The sequence below is a fragment of the Amphritea atlantica genome, assembly GCF_018860855.1.
In the GTDB taxonomy this organism is placed as follows: Bacteria; Pseudomonadota; Gammaproteobacteria; order Pseudomonadales; family Balneatricaceae; genus Amphritea; species Amphritea atlantica_A.
The window spans coordinates 1-15166 of the sequence record NZ_JAHKQE010000014.1 but is presented as its reverse complement, the minus strand read 5'-3'; the positions used below and the strand labels follow the sequence as shown (position 1 = coordinate 15166).

Here is a 15166-nt window from a genome sequence, read left to right as displayed (position 1 = left end):
TACATAACAAAAAACTACACCTTAGACTCTTTTATTACTTTACTATATAGGCTTTTCATTATCTCTACACAAGTCTGCCAATCATAATTTTCAGCAACATGACTCGCCCCCGCCCTGCCCATTTTAACACGCAAATTAAAATCCAGAACCAATTTATATATAGCGTCTGCAGCAGCAGTAGGATTTTCACGCGGCACGACAAACCCAGTAACCCCATCCAATGTAACTTCGGGTAGCCCTCCAGCATTAGAAACAACGACAGGACACCCAGCCGCCCCAGCCTCTATAACTGCAACACCAAAGCTTTCACTATCAGCCCGACTCAACGCAACATAAATATCCAAGTCTGATAATACAGAAGGGACCTTACTATGCGGAACCGGTCCTAGGAATGAAGTTACCTCAGCGACCTTTTCACTGACGGTTAACTTTTTAAGGACATCTATTTGCTCTCCCCCCCCAACCAAGCGTAAACGCAAACAAGCACCTAGCTTAGGATTTTCCTCCATTAATTGTCGACGGGTAATAGCAAATGCTTTGATTAATGTATCAACACCATACTTTGGAGACATAGCTTTTACAGTACCGACCCATAACTCTCCAGCCGCCTTTTCACTCACAAATGAAGCGCCTTCCTTGTCTTTATAGCTTTGCATATCCACACCAAAAGGTGTAATCGAAATTTCACCTAACTCAGGAACAATCGTTCGAACCTGTTCTGCCATACAATTACTCGTCGATGCGACAGCATCGGCACTAAGAAGGTTCTTCCGCACAAGCCATTTATGAACAAAGCTTTTTTCAGGAAAATCATAAACATCGCTTCCCCAGACCGAGAGTAACCATGGCGAATAACCGACTAAACGAGCCGTTGTACCATAACCACTCGCATAATGTACATTGAGCAAATCAGGTTTGATTTTTTTTAATAATCGCCTAACTTGGGGAACAATAGTAAAATAACCAAGATAACCGTGAAAAGGCAGCAGATGCAAATGAACATTTTCATTCAATGCTTCTATCTCTGGATGTTGAGAGATAACATGTACATCAATGCCCGCTGCAGACAAACCATTAGCCCATCGAATGGTATGTATAGATGACGCTCCTGCCAAAATAACGACTTTCATGCATTCCTCTTTGCTACATCTAGTTTTATTTAAAATAATATATCAACACACTACTAACCACAGAAGCCAAAACACTACTAAAAAACACTACATCTTACAATCTACAAAAAAGATATAATTAATAATCACTCTAAGCACATACCAAAATATCATTTCTATAAACCACAGCTAAAATACTGCCAATTTCCATTATCAACCCATAAAAATATAAGTTACTACCCAAAAACTAGCCGCAAAAATATAAAACATACTCAGACAACTCAATCTCATCATCAAAAATAAACTATTGTTACCTATATCGACTCCCGCTTCAATGTTATAATTAGTCAAAGACAAAATAAAGAAAACTCAAAGTCCGAGCTTACATGTCACCAGAATTAAATAAACGAATAGCGAAAAACACTCTGATGCTTTACTTTCGTCAGTTGTTAATATTATTTGTTAGCTTGTACACCATTCGAGTTATCCTTGATGAATTGGGGGTTGACGACTATGGTGTCTATGGTGCTGTGGCTGGCTTAGTTGCTTTGAGTGCTTTCTTGCCTGGCTCATTGGCACAAGCAACGCAGCGCTTTTTTTCATTTGCATTAGGCGAACAAAATCAAGATCGACTAAACAAAACCTTTTCCGTCAACCTTGCACTTTACAGTGCAGTAGCATTAATTGCCTTTGCTATTTTACAAACGGTTGGTCTCTGGTTTGTAAATACCCAACTAGCGGTGCCTGATGGTCGGTTTGAGGCAGCAAAAACACTATACCATTACGCGACACTGACATTCTTAGTGAGTGTGTTCACTACACCCTTTATGGCTATTATTATGGCCCACGAAGATATGAAACTTTATGCTTACATATCTATCCTTGAAGCTTTTATGAAGCTGGGTGTTGTGTTCTTGCTGCAATACATTACTTGGGACAAGCTCGAACTATACGGGCTTTTAGTGCTATGTGTGGGTGTTGTCAATGCAATGATTTATATTGGGGTTTGTCTATACCGATATGACGAGTGTCAGTTAAGAAAAATCTACTGGGATTCTTCCTTATTGAGAGAAATTATAGGTTTTACTGGCTGGACTGTTTTTGGTCAGATAACGAATGCAGCAAGAACTCATGCAATTACTTTGCTTTTGAATCAAAACTACAGTCCAGCGGTTGTTGCAGCTAGAACTCTTTCCGTACAAATTTCTAATAGTGTGAATATGTTTGCAGCGAGTTTTAATACAAGCTTATATCCACCGATAATTAAAAATTATGCGGCAGAAAAGCAAGAGGAAATGTTTGAGTTAATTATTGGTGGTTCAAAAATTACTTTTTTTCTTTTGTGGGTTTTTGCGCTGCCAATGCTTATTAAAATGGAAAGTATTCTCGGTTTTTGGCTTACAAATGTTCCTGTAAATACCATTATTTTTGCACAACTTTCATTAATAGAAGCATTAATACTTGCAGTTAGTTTACCTCTGACAACAGCTGCAAGAGCTCCTGGTAAAATGCAAGCTTATGAGCTTATAATGGGCTCGATTCAATTGGTTCTATTCTTTTCGTCATGGATCGCTGTTGGTTTTGGATTGCCTGCGTATAGTGTTTTTGTTATTGCTATAATTGCTAATTGTGTGATGTTTTTTGTAAGGCTTTATCTCTTGCGAATGTTGATAGAATTTCCTGTTTTTTTGTATATTAGGAAGGCTGTTATTCCTATTTTATATATGATTTTTTTTACTTCTTTTTTTCTGTTCACGATAGGGGGATATAGCGGAAATGGTTTTTTTGAAGTTTTTTGTTTTTCTTGTTTTTCTGTTATTTTTATTACCGCTGCTATGTATAGTATTGGGTTGGATGAAAGATGGCGAAAAATTATAAAAAATAAAATCTCATCAAAAATTTATTTTAATTGAAATGATTTTTTATTCTATTAGGTTGATTTTATGAATAATTTATTGTGTGTGTTTTTCAGGAAAATACGTAGCTTTTTTGTTAAAACTACTTTGATTTTTGAAACGCTGGCAAAAATATATAAGTATGGGGGAGTTTCAACATATTCTATTGCTCAGATTGAATATGGAAATATTTTAGAAGGTAAAAAAATCCTGATAACAGGCGGAGGGTCTGGCATAGGTTATGCGCTGGCAAATAAATGCGTAACTATGGGAGCGTCGGTTATAATAACAGGCCGGGATGAAAAAAAATTAAGTGAAGCTGTCTTGAAAATAAATAATCCTCGTCTTCAGTGGTTGGTCTGGGATGTAAGTGATGTATCCATTACAGGAAGTAGATTGAAAAGTTGTATTGAATTGCTAGGCGGTAATATAGATGTACTTGTAAATAATGCCGGTGTTATTGATACAACTGATTTTTTGAATGTTTCTGAAAGTCAATGGGAGAAAGTTTATTCTACTAATTCGAAAGGGTTGTTCTTTTTAACGCAAGCGGTCTGTCGTTTTTGGATTGATAATAATAAATCAACAAAGAAAATTATTAATATTTCATCTCAGGGAGGCTTTGTAGGAGCTACTTATCCCTATAGGATGAGTAAATGGGATGTCGCTGGATTAACAATGGGTTTGGGAGTTAATCTCTGTGAGAAAGGTATATTGGTTAATGGAATAGCTCCCGGGATTATATCAACAAAAATGCAGCCGATGACTTTAGAACAAAATAACAATATTTTCAGTCCATATAATCCATTGAAAAGATTCGCTCTTCCAGAAGAAATTGCAGAGTTAGGTGTTTTTCTAATTAGTGATGCCTCGAACTTTATTGTTGGGCAGACCATTATATGCGATGGAGGATATTCAATAAAGTGAACAATATTGTAATCGAAATTTTATTTTTAATTCGTTGAAAATAGAATGTAAATTTCATCTTTGTTTTTTTATAATGTTAATGTTTTCTGGTGAAGTTATGAGTAGATTTTATACTGACGAAAAGAATGTCCTAATTATCATTGCTCTATTAAAAGCAAATAACATTAGAAAGGTTATTGCTTCACCAGGAGCAACTAATGTGACATTTGTTGCAAGTGTTCAGAATGATTCATTTTTTGAAGTGTATTCTGCTGTGGACGAGCGTTCTGCAGCCTATATGGCATGTGGCTTGGCGCATGAGTCAGGTGAGCCAGTTGTTATAAGTTGTACGGGGGCTACCTCTTCAAGAAATTACATGCCCGGTATGACCGAAGCCTACTATCGGAAACTTCCCGTGCTTGCTATTACATCAACACAATCTGTTGCAAGAGTAGGTCACCATATAGCACAGGTGACGGATCGAAGTAACAAGCCTAATGATACCCAGCGACTTAGTGTTGCTCTTCCTATAGTGAAAGATGCTGATGATTTTTGGGAATGTGAGATAGAAGTCAACAAAGCTATCCTTGAATTGAAGCGGGCTGGTGGAGGTCCGGTACATATTAATCTGCCAACTCGTTACAGCCAGTCTTATGGTACGAAAGCGCTGCCGACATGTCGGGTAATGGATCGATTCACGGCAACGGATAAGTTGCCTAAGCTAAAAGGACGTGTTGCTGTCTTTATTGGTGCTCACCGAGATTTTTCGGTAGAAGATACAAGGATTCTAGATGATTTTTGTAGTGCTAATGATGCAGTAGTTTTTTGTGATCATACCAGTGGGTATAAAGGCAAATATAGCTTACTTTATTCTCTTGCAGCCAGCCAAGATTTAACGAACCAGAAGGCGGACAAACCGGATATCACCATTCATATAGGAGAAGTTTCTGGCGACTATGCGACTATGGAAATGGTAGGAGAAGAAGTCTGGCGTGTTAGTGACGATGGCGAAATACGCGATACCTTTCGCAAACTACGATATGTGTTCGAGATGGATGAAAAAACGTTTTTTCAGAGCTATACCGACTCATCTAGAGAGTTATCCGATAAGTACTTAAAACAATGTAAAGCAACATTGGCTGATATCAGATCTGAGCTACCAGATATTCCCTTTTCTAATATCTGGATAGCAGCACGTACCGCGCATAAAATCCCTGACGACTCGGTTATTCATTTTGGTATTCTGAATAGTTTAAGATCTTGGAACTTCTATGATTTGCCTTCTTCTGTTAGGTCAATATCAAATGTCGGTGGGTTTGGCATCGATGGTGGGCTTTCCAGCTTTCTTGGGGCATCATTGGCCAAGTCAGACCAACTCTGCTTTTGTATTATTGGTGATTTGGCCTTTTTCTATGATATGAATGCGTTAGGTAATAGGCATGTTGGTAACAATCTGCGGATTATGGTGGTCAATAACGGTAAAGGAACCGAGTTTAGGCAATACAATAGTGTTGCTGCTCAAGTTGGAGATCAAGCTGATGAGTTTATCGCAGCATCAGGCCATTACGGCAATAAATCTACTACCTTAATCAAACATTATGCACAAAATCTCGGCTTTAATTATATTAGCGCTTCTTCAAAAGAGGAGTATGAATCTGTTTATAATCAGTTTCTTGCTAAGGGGGTTGAGAACGGCTCAATCGTATTTGAAGTATTTACGGACAGTGAAGAAGAAAGCAAAGCATTGGAAGTCATTCGAAATATAAAAAAAGAAAAAAAACAGCATCTCAAAGTCATCATTAAACGACTACTTAGAAAAAATAAATTAAATATCATTAAAAGGTTGTTTTCTGAGTAAATATTATGAATAAAAAATCAACAACACCCTGCATTATAGTCACACTTTGCAAATCTCCGAACTATGGTGCATACCTTCAGGCTTTTGCATTAAAAGAAATACTGAGTGAGTATGGATATAAAGTAAGATTTTTAGATATATATGACATAGAAAATAACATTAAACGATACAAGTTTTTTTTCCGAGGTTTACGAAAAAACTTTATGAGCATTTTCTTTAATATTAAAAAAATATTTTCATTTAGGTCTGCAGAAAAAAAACTTAAAATGGTTCGTCGAGGTAACATTTCAAGTTTTAAAGTAGCTTTTATTGGATCCGATGAAATATGGAGTGTTACTAATGGAACATTTAACAGTGTCCCTGAATTCTTCGGCCTGAACCTTCCAGGATTATTAACATTTTCTTATGCTCCTAGTGTGGGAAATTCTGAAGTTAAAGACATGCTACGTCATCCTGATTATATAGCAGGCATTAATAGTTTTGACCTGATAAGTGTTAGAGATAGAGAGTCACTGAATATTGTTAAAAACTCTACTAGCAATGATGTGACCGTTGTACTTGACCCAACCTTTTTACATGACTTTTCGCCTCACGAAGTAGATTTCCATATAGAAAAATCTTATATTCTTATTTATACATATGGTTTTGAAACAGGCATTACAGAAGAAATAAAAAAATTCGCCCTTGACAACAATCTTATCTTAGTTTCTGCTGGATTTTATCACTCATGGGTTGATATAAACGAACCTTGTTCACCGTTTGAGTTTCTTTCACTTATAAAGAATGCTAAATACGTAATTACAGATACTTTTCATGGCTCTATTTTTTCAATCAAGTATAAAAAGAATTTCATTTGTTATGGTAGACATAAGCAAAAAGTTAAGCACCTACTTAAATCCCTCGATTTATCAGGCTGCCTAGTTGACAAAGGTTATTTATCCGCAGGTCATACCCCAAGAACGGATTACACTAATATTGAAAAAACATTGGAACCTTTACTAACCCAAAGCCGAAATTTCTTAATCAAATGCAACTCTCTCATGAATAATAACAATGAATAAGCCACAAGTATCAGTAATAGTTCCCGTTTATAACATGGGCGAACGATTAACAAAAACTATTAACTCACTCTTACATCAAACATTAAAAACCTTAGAAATCATTATTATTAATGATGCATCCACGGATAACTCAGGCGACATAATCAAACTATTAGCTGAAAAACATAAAAACATAGTCACTGTTAATTTCAGTGAAAATAAAGGTGTTCATGAAGCAAGATTAGCAGGCTTAAAAATATCATCCGCACCTTGGATTGGTTTTTTGGACGCAGATGATTTTGCTCGTCCTAAAATGTTCTCTACATTACTATCTGCTGCAGAAGAAAACAATGTTGACATTGTCGTCTGTGGTTCAGATAGAGTAACAGAAAAACGTAAAGTTATAGCGTCAAAAATTAAATTTCGAAAATCAAAGAAAATTGAAAATGATATATTCAAGAAATTTTGTGCTTTTGAATTCGGTACGGGAATGCTTTGGAATAAGTTATATAATCGAAAAGTTATAGAACCTTATTTCAATCTAAAATTCCCTTGGCGACAGAGCATTAACGAAGATTTAATTTTAAACATTGGCTGCTATTATCAGGCCAAAAGTATTTACCTATTAAGTGACTCATTACATGAGTACGTCTATAATAGAAAAAGCATTACATCACAGATCAACAAAGTAAAAGCATACGTCGAATTATATAAATCACTATCCCTAGCTGTCAGTATTTTTAACAAAAATGATGACTATATTTTATATGAAATAATAAAAATGTATCAAAAACAGTTTTCTTGGAGTTGCTATCATGTAAATAACAAAGCTCTATTAAAACAATATGATGCTGAACTAAAAAAAGCATCAATTCTTATTTTAAAAAACTATCCTATAGCATTACCAATCTTAACTGCTTCAAAAACAGAAATAAAAGAGCTAATAACAAGGTTAATAAAAAAGATTTTTAGGTATTAATAATAATTACAATAATGCAGTCAAAATCATTATAATAACACCCAAACCCATCAGCAATGATCATTATGCCTAAATTTTCCTCATCTACCCTCAATTGGCTGTCTGACACCCCGACATCTCCCCTCTTCGAAGACATCTACTTCTCTATCGATGACGGCTTGGCCGAAACCAACCACGTATTTCTCGATAGCAATCAATTGCCAGAGCGTTTTGCCACAGCCAGCACCTTTACCATTGCCGAAACAGGTTTTGGTACGGGCCTTAACTTTCTCGCCACTTGGAAGCTGTTTCGTGAACAAGCACCTGCATCGGCCAAGCTACATTTCATCAGTGTTGAGAAATACCCTATCGCATTAGATGATCTGATTAAAGCCCTCGCTCTATGGCCAGAGCTTAGCATGTTCTCGGAGCAACTGATTGTCCAGTATCCATGTCATTCGCCGGGGTTTCATCAACTTTCTTTTGATGACGGTCGTATAATGCTTACCTTAATGCTGGGCGATGCGATTGATTGCTATCGTCAGTTGGAAGCTCGAGTCGATGCCTGGTTTCTCGATGGTTTTGCTCCATCAAAAAATCCGGAAATGTGGTGTGCCGAGCTGTTTCAACAGATTGGCCGTTTGAGTCACACGGATACAACCTTTGCCACCTTTACCTGTGCAGGGATTGTTAAACGCGGCTTACGGGATGTCGGTTTTCCGGTCAAGAAGGTGGCGGGCTTTGGGCGCAAACGTGAAATGCTCGTTGGCACCTATTCCCCTGAGGTCGAAACTCGATCGGCACCTGCAGAGGGCCCTAGCTGGTTTCAACTACCCTACAAACATACGGGTGACAAAACGGCTATCGTGATTGGTGCGGGTATCGCAGGGTGTTCGACAGCCCACTCACTGGCTAAGCGTGGTTGGAAAGTGACCCTTGTGGATAAGAATTCAAAGATTGCCGCTGAAGGATCAGGCAATCATCAAGGTGCTCTGTATGCAAAGCTGCCGATAGAGCCAATCCCCACCAGTCGCATCCATCTGTCGGGCTTTCTTTATAGCAGTCATTTTCTTACGCAAAACTTAGCTGATCGCAACGATATCTGGTCACCCTGTGGCCTATTACAGTTGGCTGCCCATGACAAAGAAAAAACGAAGCATCAAAAACTGGCTGAATCCGGTAACTACCCTCGCTCAGTGGTCCGCTATGTCGAGCAAACCGAAGCATCTAAGATTGCAGGCACTGCCGTTAGCAACAGTGGTTTGTTTTTTCCTGAAGCTGGCTGGGTGACGCCACCATTGCTGTGTGAGTGGTTATGCGAACACCCTAACATTACAGTCATAACTAGCACTCAGATCAAGCGACTCGTTCGGGATGATCACCAGTGGCACTGCTATACCCAACATGGGCAAGCACTGACTGCAGCGGTGACAATCATCGCCTCAGCCGCCGATAGTGTGGCCTTTGAGCAGACCAACCATCTTCCGGTACAGAATATTCGCGGCCAGGTGTCTATCACCGCTAAAAATGCTGACTTACCTGCGCTCGATACCGTCCTATGTAGTGAGGGTTATATCTCCCCCACCCAACAAGGGCGCTATTGCTTCGGCGCGACCTTCGAACTTAAAGACCCAGCAACGGATATCCGCGAATCTGGCCACCAGCATAACCTTACAAAAATCACCAATATGGCGCCCAATCTCGGCGAAGCACTGGCACAGTATCATGTACACAACCCTCTAAGCGGTCGTGTGGGTTTTCGTTGCGCATCGCCGGATAAGTTGCCGATTGTCGGCCCAGCCCCAGTTTTTAGCACTTTCATAGAGGATTATGCTCGGCTACGGCACGATGCAAAAACCGTAATCGATACCGCACCACAACACTACCCTGGACTGTTCGTTAACCTCGCCCACGGATCTAAAGGGCTGATTAGTTGTCCTATTAGTGGAGAGCTTATCGCTACTATGCTTGAAAACGAACCGTTACCGCTGGAAAAAGAACTCATCGATAAACTCAATCCAGCACGATTTATCATCAAGAATTTGATCAGGCGGGCGATATAATATGAATCATTCAGTATAAGGCGTAGTGAACTGTCATGGCATTGGTTATTTACGACCAGGGATACCGCATCAAGACACCGGTTAAATCGTTGTTTGCTCCTCGCGGAGTAGAACAACTCGGTGCGTCTACCCATACGGCCCCTGCCGGTGGTGAGCGAGATCACGAGAAAGAGATGATCGACCAGTCACAACATCATGAGATCGGGCCAACCGTCCAAGGACATTCTCAGGGAAATGCCCGTAAAGCTGCGTCTGTTTATAGCCAAACCGGTGGTGGCAGCACCAGCCTAGAACATCCGCGCGCCTATATACCGGCCTCGCTGATCATGTCCTATCCGATACAAACGGTCTTAGAGGGCAGTAAAATTCAGTCGGCGCTATACAAAATGAAGCAGTATTCGATCAGTCACCTGCTGGTGCTATCTGGGACAGGACGGCTCATGGGAGTGGTGACGGAAAAACTTCTGCTGCAATACCTGAGCTATCAAGGGGCGCAAGAACATACCATTGAGGACACCATCGAACGCTGCTATTCCACTCAAGTGATCACCGCTACTCCCGATACCAATATTCGACAACTGGCGGTCAGCTGCGTGGAACACCACCTGAGTTGCATTCCTATTGTGGAGGATAACGGTAATTTGAAAGGCATTATCACCCGTACCGATCTACTCCAATCGCTGATTAACAACGAGTGGCTAGACAGCCGCTAACAACCCCCTTCTATTACGGTTTACGATGGGGTAAGGCACTTTCCTCATTGAGCTGGATAGCATCATCTCGGCCACCGAACAAACCGGCTAAAAAGGCAAAAACCTTTTTAATACCTCTCCAAATCTTCGGCAGTAGCCAGATCACTAGCGCAATAAACAATACCAGTGCGATAAGAAAGGCAATGGGATAGTTTAGCGCAGCCCATAAACCACCAAAAACGGCTAGATCTTCGGTGATTGATGCGGCCCAGTTGCTCACCGGTTCAGGTGAAGTATTGATCATGACCCGTCCGCCCGCTTTGAATGCGTGGCTGGTCGCCGACAGAGAGCCACCGACTAAGGCTGCGGCAACGATCACCGCGGGGTTCATATCACCCATCGCACCGGCGGCTAATGCAGCCCCTGCGGGGATACGAATGAAGGTGTGTAAGGTGTCCCAGCCGGTATCAACGCCGGGAATCTTATCGGCAAAGAACTCAACACAGTACATAAAACCAGCCGCCATCAACACCATAGGATCGGCAACGATCTCCAACCCACTAGGCAGTTGAAAATGGCCCATATTCGCCGCTAACCCAAGCATCAAAATGGTGGCATAAAGATTGATACCACTGGCCCAGCCGACCCCCATGGTCAGCGCGATCAATGCGGTAATCTGTTCTAACTGATCCATGACGATACCTCGTTCAACTATAAACGTTCACGAGCCACTATATTGCACAGGCCTGTACTCTGACTGAACAAAACCACGGCTTCACCGCTTCTCAGTTTAGCTCTCACCTGATCGATGCGCGTATCAATACTGGTTTCATTAAAGCCATAGTCTGTCCCGTCACGGGTAACAAACTCTTTTATCAGGCTAGTTAAGGTGTCGGGCTGTAGTTGTTCCCAAGGAATAATCATGCTTACCAAGGCCAGCGAAAGAAGCTATCGGCACGCTCTCGTATACGGGGGCAAGACTTCAAGTCTTCTCGGTATTGCTCGGCCCGTTGCTCCACCTGTTCAGCCTGATGGATCAACACAGGGTCAGGGTGATATTCCAACCGACGTAGCCCGCCATGACCAATTCTTGAGGCGATATAGAGCTTACCCGCTTCGTTCATTGCTAGATCGTTGCGCTGACTGGCCATCTGCGCATGCCAGCCGAGATAATCCAGCGCAGTATCGATCTCGGCAACCGATCCTGACCAGTTCTCGCTCGCTAGACGATACTCTTCCCAATCGGCATAGGGCGGGTGGATATATTCACTCGCAACGGTACCCACCGGCATATTTAACTCGGCCAAGGCAATATGCAGTGGTAACCCCCAGCGGCTTTCAGTAGCCACCGCAGCATCGAGCCAATCATTATCCTGATAGAGCCCGCGACAAAATGGATTATCGGGCTTTGCAAACCGCTCCGGCACGACGTCAGCAATCTGACTACAGCCCTGCAACAACAAGGCACTCAGCAAACACAAAGGGATTGATCGGTTAAACGTCGATCTGCGCATGGGTCTATCTCTCTTATTGGTTATATTCCGCCAACAATGCTATTAGTTGCTGCTCATCCATTACTGGAATATTAAGCTCTTCGGCTTTCTGTAACTTAGAGCCGGCCCCGGGACCTGCCACCACACAATCGGTTTTCTTCGAGACGCTGCCGGCCACTTTGGCCCCTAACGCCAGCAACTGTTTTTTAGCTTCGCTGCGTGGCATCTGCTCGAGTGTACCCGTCAGCACCCAAGTTTGCCCCGCTAATGGCAGCTCATGATGATCTACCTCAACATCCTGCCAATGAACGCCCGCAGCACGCAGCGCCTCGATTACTTCTCGGTTATGCACCTGATGGAAAAAACTAACGATATACTGCGCCACAATTGGGCCGATGTCCGGTGCTGCCTGTAGCTGCTCTTCGTCGGCACTCATTACCGCTTCAAGCGAGCCAAAATGCATGGCTAAGGTTCTTGCGGTGGCCTCGCCTACTTCACGAATGCCCAAGGCATAGATAAAGTTGGCTAGTTCGGTCGCCTTGCTCTTCTCGATACTCTGCAACAGTTTAGCGGCTGACTTATCCCCCATCCGCTCCATGCTGGCTAATTGCAGATGGTGTAACCGATAAAGATCCGCAGGGCTATGAACTAACTCTTTCTCGACTAAGCCATCGATCAGTTTTTCCCCCAGCCCATCGATATCCATCGCTTTACGTGACACATAATGTTTGAGGGCTTCTTTACGCTGGGCGGCACAACTCAGCCCTCCCGAACAACGCGCTACGGCCTCACTGTCCACACGAATAATTTCAGAATCACACACAGGGCAGCGTTGCGGTAGTTGAACGGCCTCTGTGTCGGCGGGGCGACGTTCCAACACCACCGATACCACTTGCGGGATCACATCACCGGCCCGACGAATAATCACGCTGTCACCGGCTCTAATATCGAGACGCTCCACCTCATCCATATTGTGCAGTGTGGCATTACTCACGGTAACACCACCGACAAAGACCGGTTCCAAGCGAGCCACGGGCGTGATCGCACCGGTGCGTCCCACCTGAAACTCAATCGCATTCACGATGGTAATCTCTTCCTGTGCCGGAAACTTATGGGCAATCGCCCAGCGAGGCGCCCTTGAGACGAAGCCTAAGCGCTGCTGTAGCTCAATATCATTAACCTTGAATACTATCCCATCGATTTCATAAGCAAGCTGGTTACGCCGCACTGAGAGCGCCTCGAAATACTCCAGACAACCTTCAGCACCTTGCACCACCGCCATTTCCGCATTGATTTTCAATCCCCAGGTCGCCAGTTTACGCAAGATCGCTTCATGGCTATTCGGCAGTTCTCCACCACTGACAATACCCACCGAGTAACAACACATCTCTAATGACCGCTGCGCAGTAATCTTAGGGTCTAACTGACGCAGACTGCCCGCGGCGGCATTACGGGGATTCACAAAGGGTTTGTCACCACGTTTCAACGCTTCTTCGTTGAGCCGCGTAAAGCTTCTTCGGGGCATATAGATCTCACCCCGGACTTCCAGCCGCTCAGGATAACCGGAGCCTATCAACCGTAGCGGAATCGACTCAACGGTTCTGACATTGAGGGTAATATCTTCACCGGTGCTGCCATCACCACGGGTTGCACCACGGATTAGCTGGCCATTTTCATACAACAGACTGACGGCAATACCATCCAGTTTCGGCTCACAAGCGAACTCCAGCGGTATCTCATCGCTCAGTTTGAGGCGATCACGCAGTCGCTTTTCAAAGCTATACATATCGTCGGCAGAAAAAGCATTATCCAGTGACAGCATCGGCATCTCATGCCGCACTTGAGTAAAGGCCGCCAGAGGTTCTGCGCCCACCCGCTGGGTAGGAGAATCTGAGGTGATCAGTTCCGGATGCTCATCCTCAAGCGCTTTGAGCTGACGAAAGGCTCGATCATATTCAGCATCAGGCACCTGAGGATCATCGAGTACATAATATTGATAGTTGTAGTGACGCAATTGATCGCGCAGCTGCTCAAGCAACTGCGTCATAGAGGTATCAGGTTTCATCGGCTTTTATCTGGGACTATCAGGCGGTTGTCGTTTTTTTCAGCTTACGCATTTCAAATTTACGAATACGTTCACGATAATGTTCTTTGGTTTGGTCACGCATGGTGGAACGATTTTCATCCAGAAGAACACCGTTTAGATTAGTCGCAACCGCCGAAGCCGTCGCTAACATACATTCGTAAGCGTTCATCACATCGCGAGGCTCTTCCATCGACATAAAGAAGGTAACACCGCGGGTTTCTATGCTGTCCATCGTCTCGATATCGAAATAGCCCGGCTCCAGTGCGTTGGTCATACTGAACTGAATTGCCCCTTTATCGATGCCGTCTTCATAGCGATGAAAGATTTTCATATCGCCATAGCGCATACCGCAGGCCAGTAAAATTTGCAGCAGGCTACGACCAGAAAAACTTTGCTCTCCCTCGGTTGCTACGACAGAGATCACCAACACTTTATCGGCTTCTGGGATTTTCTGAAGCGATTGGCCTTTGATGCCAATAGCCGGATCGGCCTTACTGTCTGCATCGACCGTTTCTTTAGCTTTAGCCGCAGGCGGCTGAGGTATCGGTTTTGCTGTAGGCGCTGGTGCTGACGCTGCAACAGGTTGCTCATCCGTAAACAGGCCGGTCAGCTCAGTTTGCTCATCATCGATAGCCGAAAAATGAGCGGGTTCTAACGGTTGTGTATAGGCAGTTTTCGGCCGAGCAGAAGACTCCGCCTCTCTTAAGGCGGTTTGATCCTGATGCTCTGGTAGATCCATCATGGTCTGTTGCAACTGATGATTATCATCCCGTTTCGGCCGCATAAGCTCGCTTACTGGGCGGGTATAATCAAATTCATGCTCATCTTCATCAACTGCGATATCTTCTCGAGTGTCGAGACGAAAACCATCCGGCAACGAATCGATCAGATCGTCCTCCTCTACGGAGTAGGATGCAGAACGATTACGCTCAACAACGGGCTCTGCAGAGAACATATCATCAATATCAGGCTGATGCTTTGCTTCAACCGGTCTGACTAATGGTGCTGGCTCTGGCTCTGGCTCTGGCTCTGGCTCTGGCTCTGGCTCTGGCTCTGGCTCTGGCTC

Annotated in this window: 13 protein-coding genes; 7 read left to right on the top strand and 6 right to left on the bottom strand. The window is 43.1% G+C overall.

What is annotated here, in order from left to right; genetic code table 11:
* Positions 1 to 14: 14 nt before the first annotated feature.
* Positions 15 to 1130 carry a glycosyltransferase gene (locus KO512_RS05910; RefSeq protein ID WP_215951411.1) on the bottom strand — a complete coding sequence of 372 codons (1116 nt, stop codon included), beginning with the start codon at positions 1128 to 1130 and terminating at the stop codon, positions 15 to 17.
* Between the two features lie 365 nt (positions 1131 to 1495).
* Between KO512_RS05910 and KO512_RS05905 the strand changes: the two genes are divergently transcribed.
* The 7 genes from KO512_RS05905 (at position 1496) to KO512_RS05875 (ending at position 10542) form a co-directional block, all read left to right on the top strand.
* Positions 1496 to 3022, top strand: a complete 1527-nt coding sequence (locus tag KO512_RS05905; RefSeq protein WP_215951410.1) for a hypothetical protein — start codon at positions 1496 to 1498, stop codon at positions 3020 to 3022.
* A gap of 30 nt (positions 3023 to 3052) precedes the next feature.
* The gene (locus KO512_RS05900) at positions 3053 to 3931 is read left to right on the top strand and encodes an SDR family NAD(P)-dependent oxidoreductase (protein WP_215951409.1); all 879 of its coding nucleotides are present in this window, start codon (positions 3053 to 3055) and stop codon (positions 3929 to 3931) included.
* A gap of 97 nt (positions 3932 to 4028) precedes the next feature.
* Positions 4029 to 5768: a thiamine pyrophosphate-binding protein gene (locus KO512_RS05895; protein ID WP_215951408.1), complete on the top strand. Its 1740-nt coding sequence runs from the start codon at positions 4029 to 4031 to the stop codon at positions 5766 to 5768.
* A gap of 5 nt (positions 5769 to 5773) precedes the next feature.
* Positions 5774 to 6829 carry a polysaccharide pyruvyl transferase family protein gene (locus tag KO512_RS05890; protein WP_215951407.1) on the top strand — a complete coding sequence of 352 codons (1056 nt, stop codon included), beginning with the start codon at positions 5774 to 5776 and terminating at the stop codon, positions 6827 to 6829.
* A complete protein-coding gene (locus KO512_RS05885) occupies positions 6822 to 7787 on the top strand; it encodes a glycosyltransferase family 2 protein (RefSeq protein WP_215951406.1) in 966 nt (321 codons plus the stop codon). Before KO512_RS05890 ends, KO512_RS05885 begins: the two co-directional genes overlap by 8 nt.
* Before the next feature lie 65 nt (positions 7788 to 7852).
* A complete protein-coding gene (gene mnmC / locus KO512_RS05880) occupies positions 7853 to 9829 on the top strand; it encodes a bifunctional tRNA (5-methylaminomethyl-2-thiouridine)(34)-methyltransferase MnmD/FAD-dependent 5-carboxymethylaminomethyl-2-thiouridine(34) oxidoreductase MnmC (protein WP_215951405.1) in 1977 nt (658 codons plus the stop codon).
* A 35-nt stretch (positions 9830 to 9864) separates the two neighbouring features.
* Complete coding sequence (locus tag KO512_RS05875; protein ID WP_215951404.1) at positions 9865 to 10542, top strand: CBS domain-containing protein; 678 nt, start codon at positions 9865 to 9867, stop codon at positions 10540 to 10542.
* A 13-nt stretch (positions 10543 to 10555) separates the two neighbouring features.
* Here KO512_RS05875 and KO512_RS05870 read toward each other — a convergent pair whose 3' ends face one another.
* From KO512_RS05870 to zipA, 5 genes are all read right to left on the bottom strand, one after another.
* On the bottom strand, positions 10556 to 11215 hold the full coding sequence (locus KO512_RS05870; protein WP_215951403.1) for a DUF4126 domain-containing protein: 660 nt from the start codon (positions 11213 to 11215) through the stop codon (positions 10556 to 10558).
* Between the two features lie 17 nt (positions 11216 to 11232).
* Positions 11233 to 11445, bottom strand: coding sequence for a YheU family protein (locus tag KO512_RS05865; RefSeq protein ID WP_215951402.1), 213 nt, complete (start codon positions 11443 to 11445; stop codon positions 11233 to 11235).
* A gap of 2 nt (positions 11446 to 11447) precedes the next feature.
* Positions 11448 to 12035 carry a hypothetical protein gene (locus KO512_RS05860; protein WP_215951401.1) on the bottom strand — a complete coding sequence of 196 codons (588 nt, stop codon included), beginning with the start codon at positions 12033 to 12035 and terminating at the stop codon, positions 11448 to 11450.
* A 13-nt stretch (positions 12036 to 12048) separates the two neighbouring features.
* Entirely contained in the window at positions 12049 to 14079 is a 2031-nt protein-coding gene (gene ligA, locus KO512_RS05855) for an NAD-dependent DNA ligase LigA (RefSeq protein WP_215951400.1), read from the bottom strand.
* 19 nt (positions 14080 to 14098) lie between these two features.
* Positions 14099 to 15166, bottom strand: a 1068-nt coding sequence (zipA, locus tag KO512_RS05850; protein ID WP_215951399.1) for a cell division protein ZipA, incomplete at its 5' end; no start/stop codon positions are given.

Bases quoted from the DNA above. Each gene is read 5' to 3' on its own strand.
- ligA (WP_215951400.1), bottom strand. From the start codon at position 14,079: ATGAAACCTGATACCTCTATGACGCAGTTGCTTGAGCAGCTGCGCGAT.
- KO512_RS05900 (WP_215951409.1), top strand. From the start codon at position 3,053: ATGAATAATTTATTGTGTGTGTTTTTCAGGAAAATACGTAGCTTTTTT.
- KO512_RS05865 (WP_215951402.1), bottom strand. From the start codon at position 11,445: ATGATTATTCCTTGGGAACAACTACAGCCCGACACCTTAACTAGCCTG.
- KO512_RS05895 (WP_215951408.1), top strand. From the start codon at position 4,029: ATGAGTAGATTTTATACTGACGAAAAGAATGTCCTAATTATCATTGCT.
- KO512_RS05870 (WP_215951403.1), bottom strand. From the start codon at position 11,215: ATGGATCAGTTAGAACAGATTACCGCATTGATCGCGCTGACCATGGGG.
- KO512_RS05860 (WP_215951401.1), bottom strand. From the start codon at position 12,035: ATGCGCAGATCGACGTTTAACCGATCAATCCCTTTGTGTTTGCTGAGT.
- mnmC (WP_215951405.1), top strand. From the start codon at position 7,853: ATGCCTAAATTTTCCTCATCTACCCTCAATTGGCTGTCTGACACCCCG.
- KO512_RS05885 (WP_215951406.1), top strand. From the start codon at position 6,822: ATGAATAAGCCACAAGTATCAGTAATAGTTCCCGTTTATAACATGGGC.
- KO512_RS05890 (WP_215951407.1), top strand. From the start codon at position 5,774: ATGAATAAAAAATCAACAACACCCTGCATTATAGTCACACTTTGCAAA.
- KO512_RS05910 (WP_215951411.1), bottom strand. From the start codon at position 1,130: ATGAAAGTCGTTATTTTGGCAGGAGCGTCATCTATACATACCATTCGA.
- KO512_RS05875 (WP_215951404.1), top strand. From the start codon at position 9,865: ATGGCATTGGTTATTTACGACCAGGGATACCGCATCAAGACACCGGTT.
- KO512_RS05905 (WP_215951410.1), top strand. From the start codon at position 1,496: ATGTCACCAGAATTAAATAAACGAATAGCGAAAAACACTCTGATGCTT.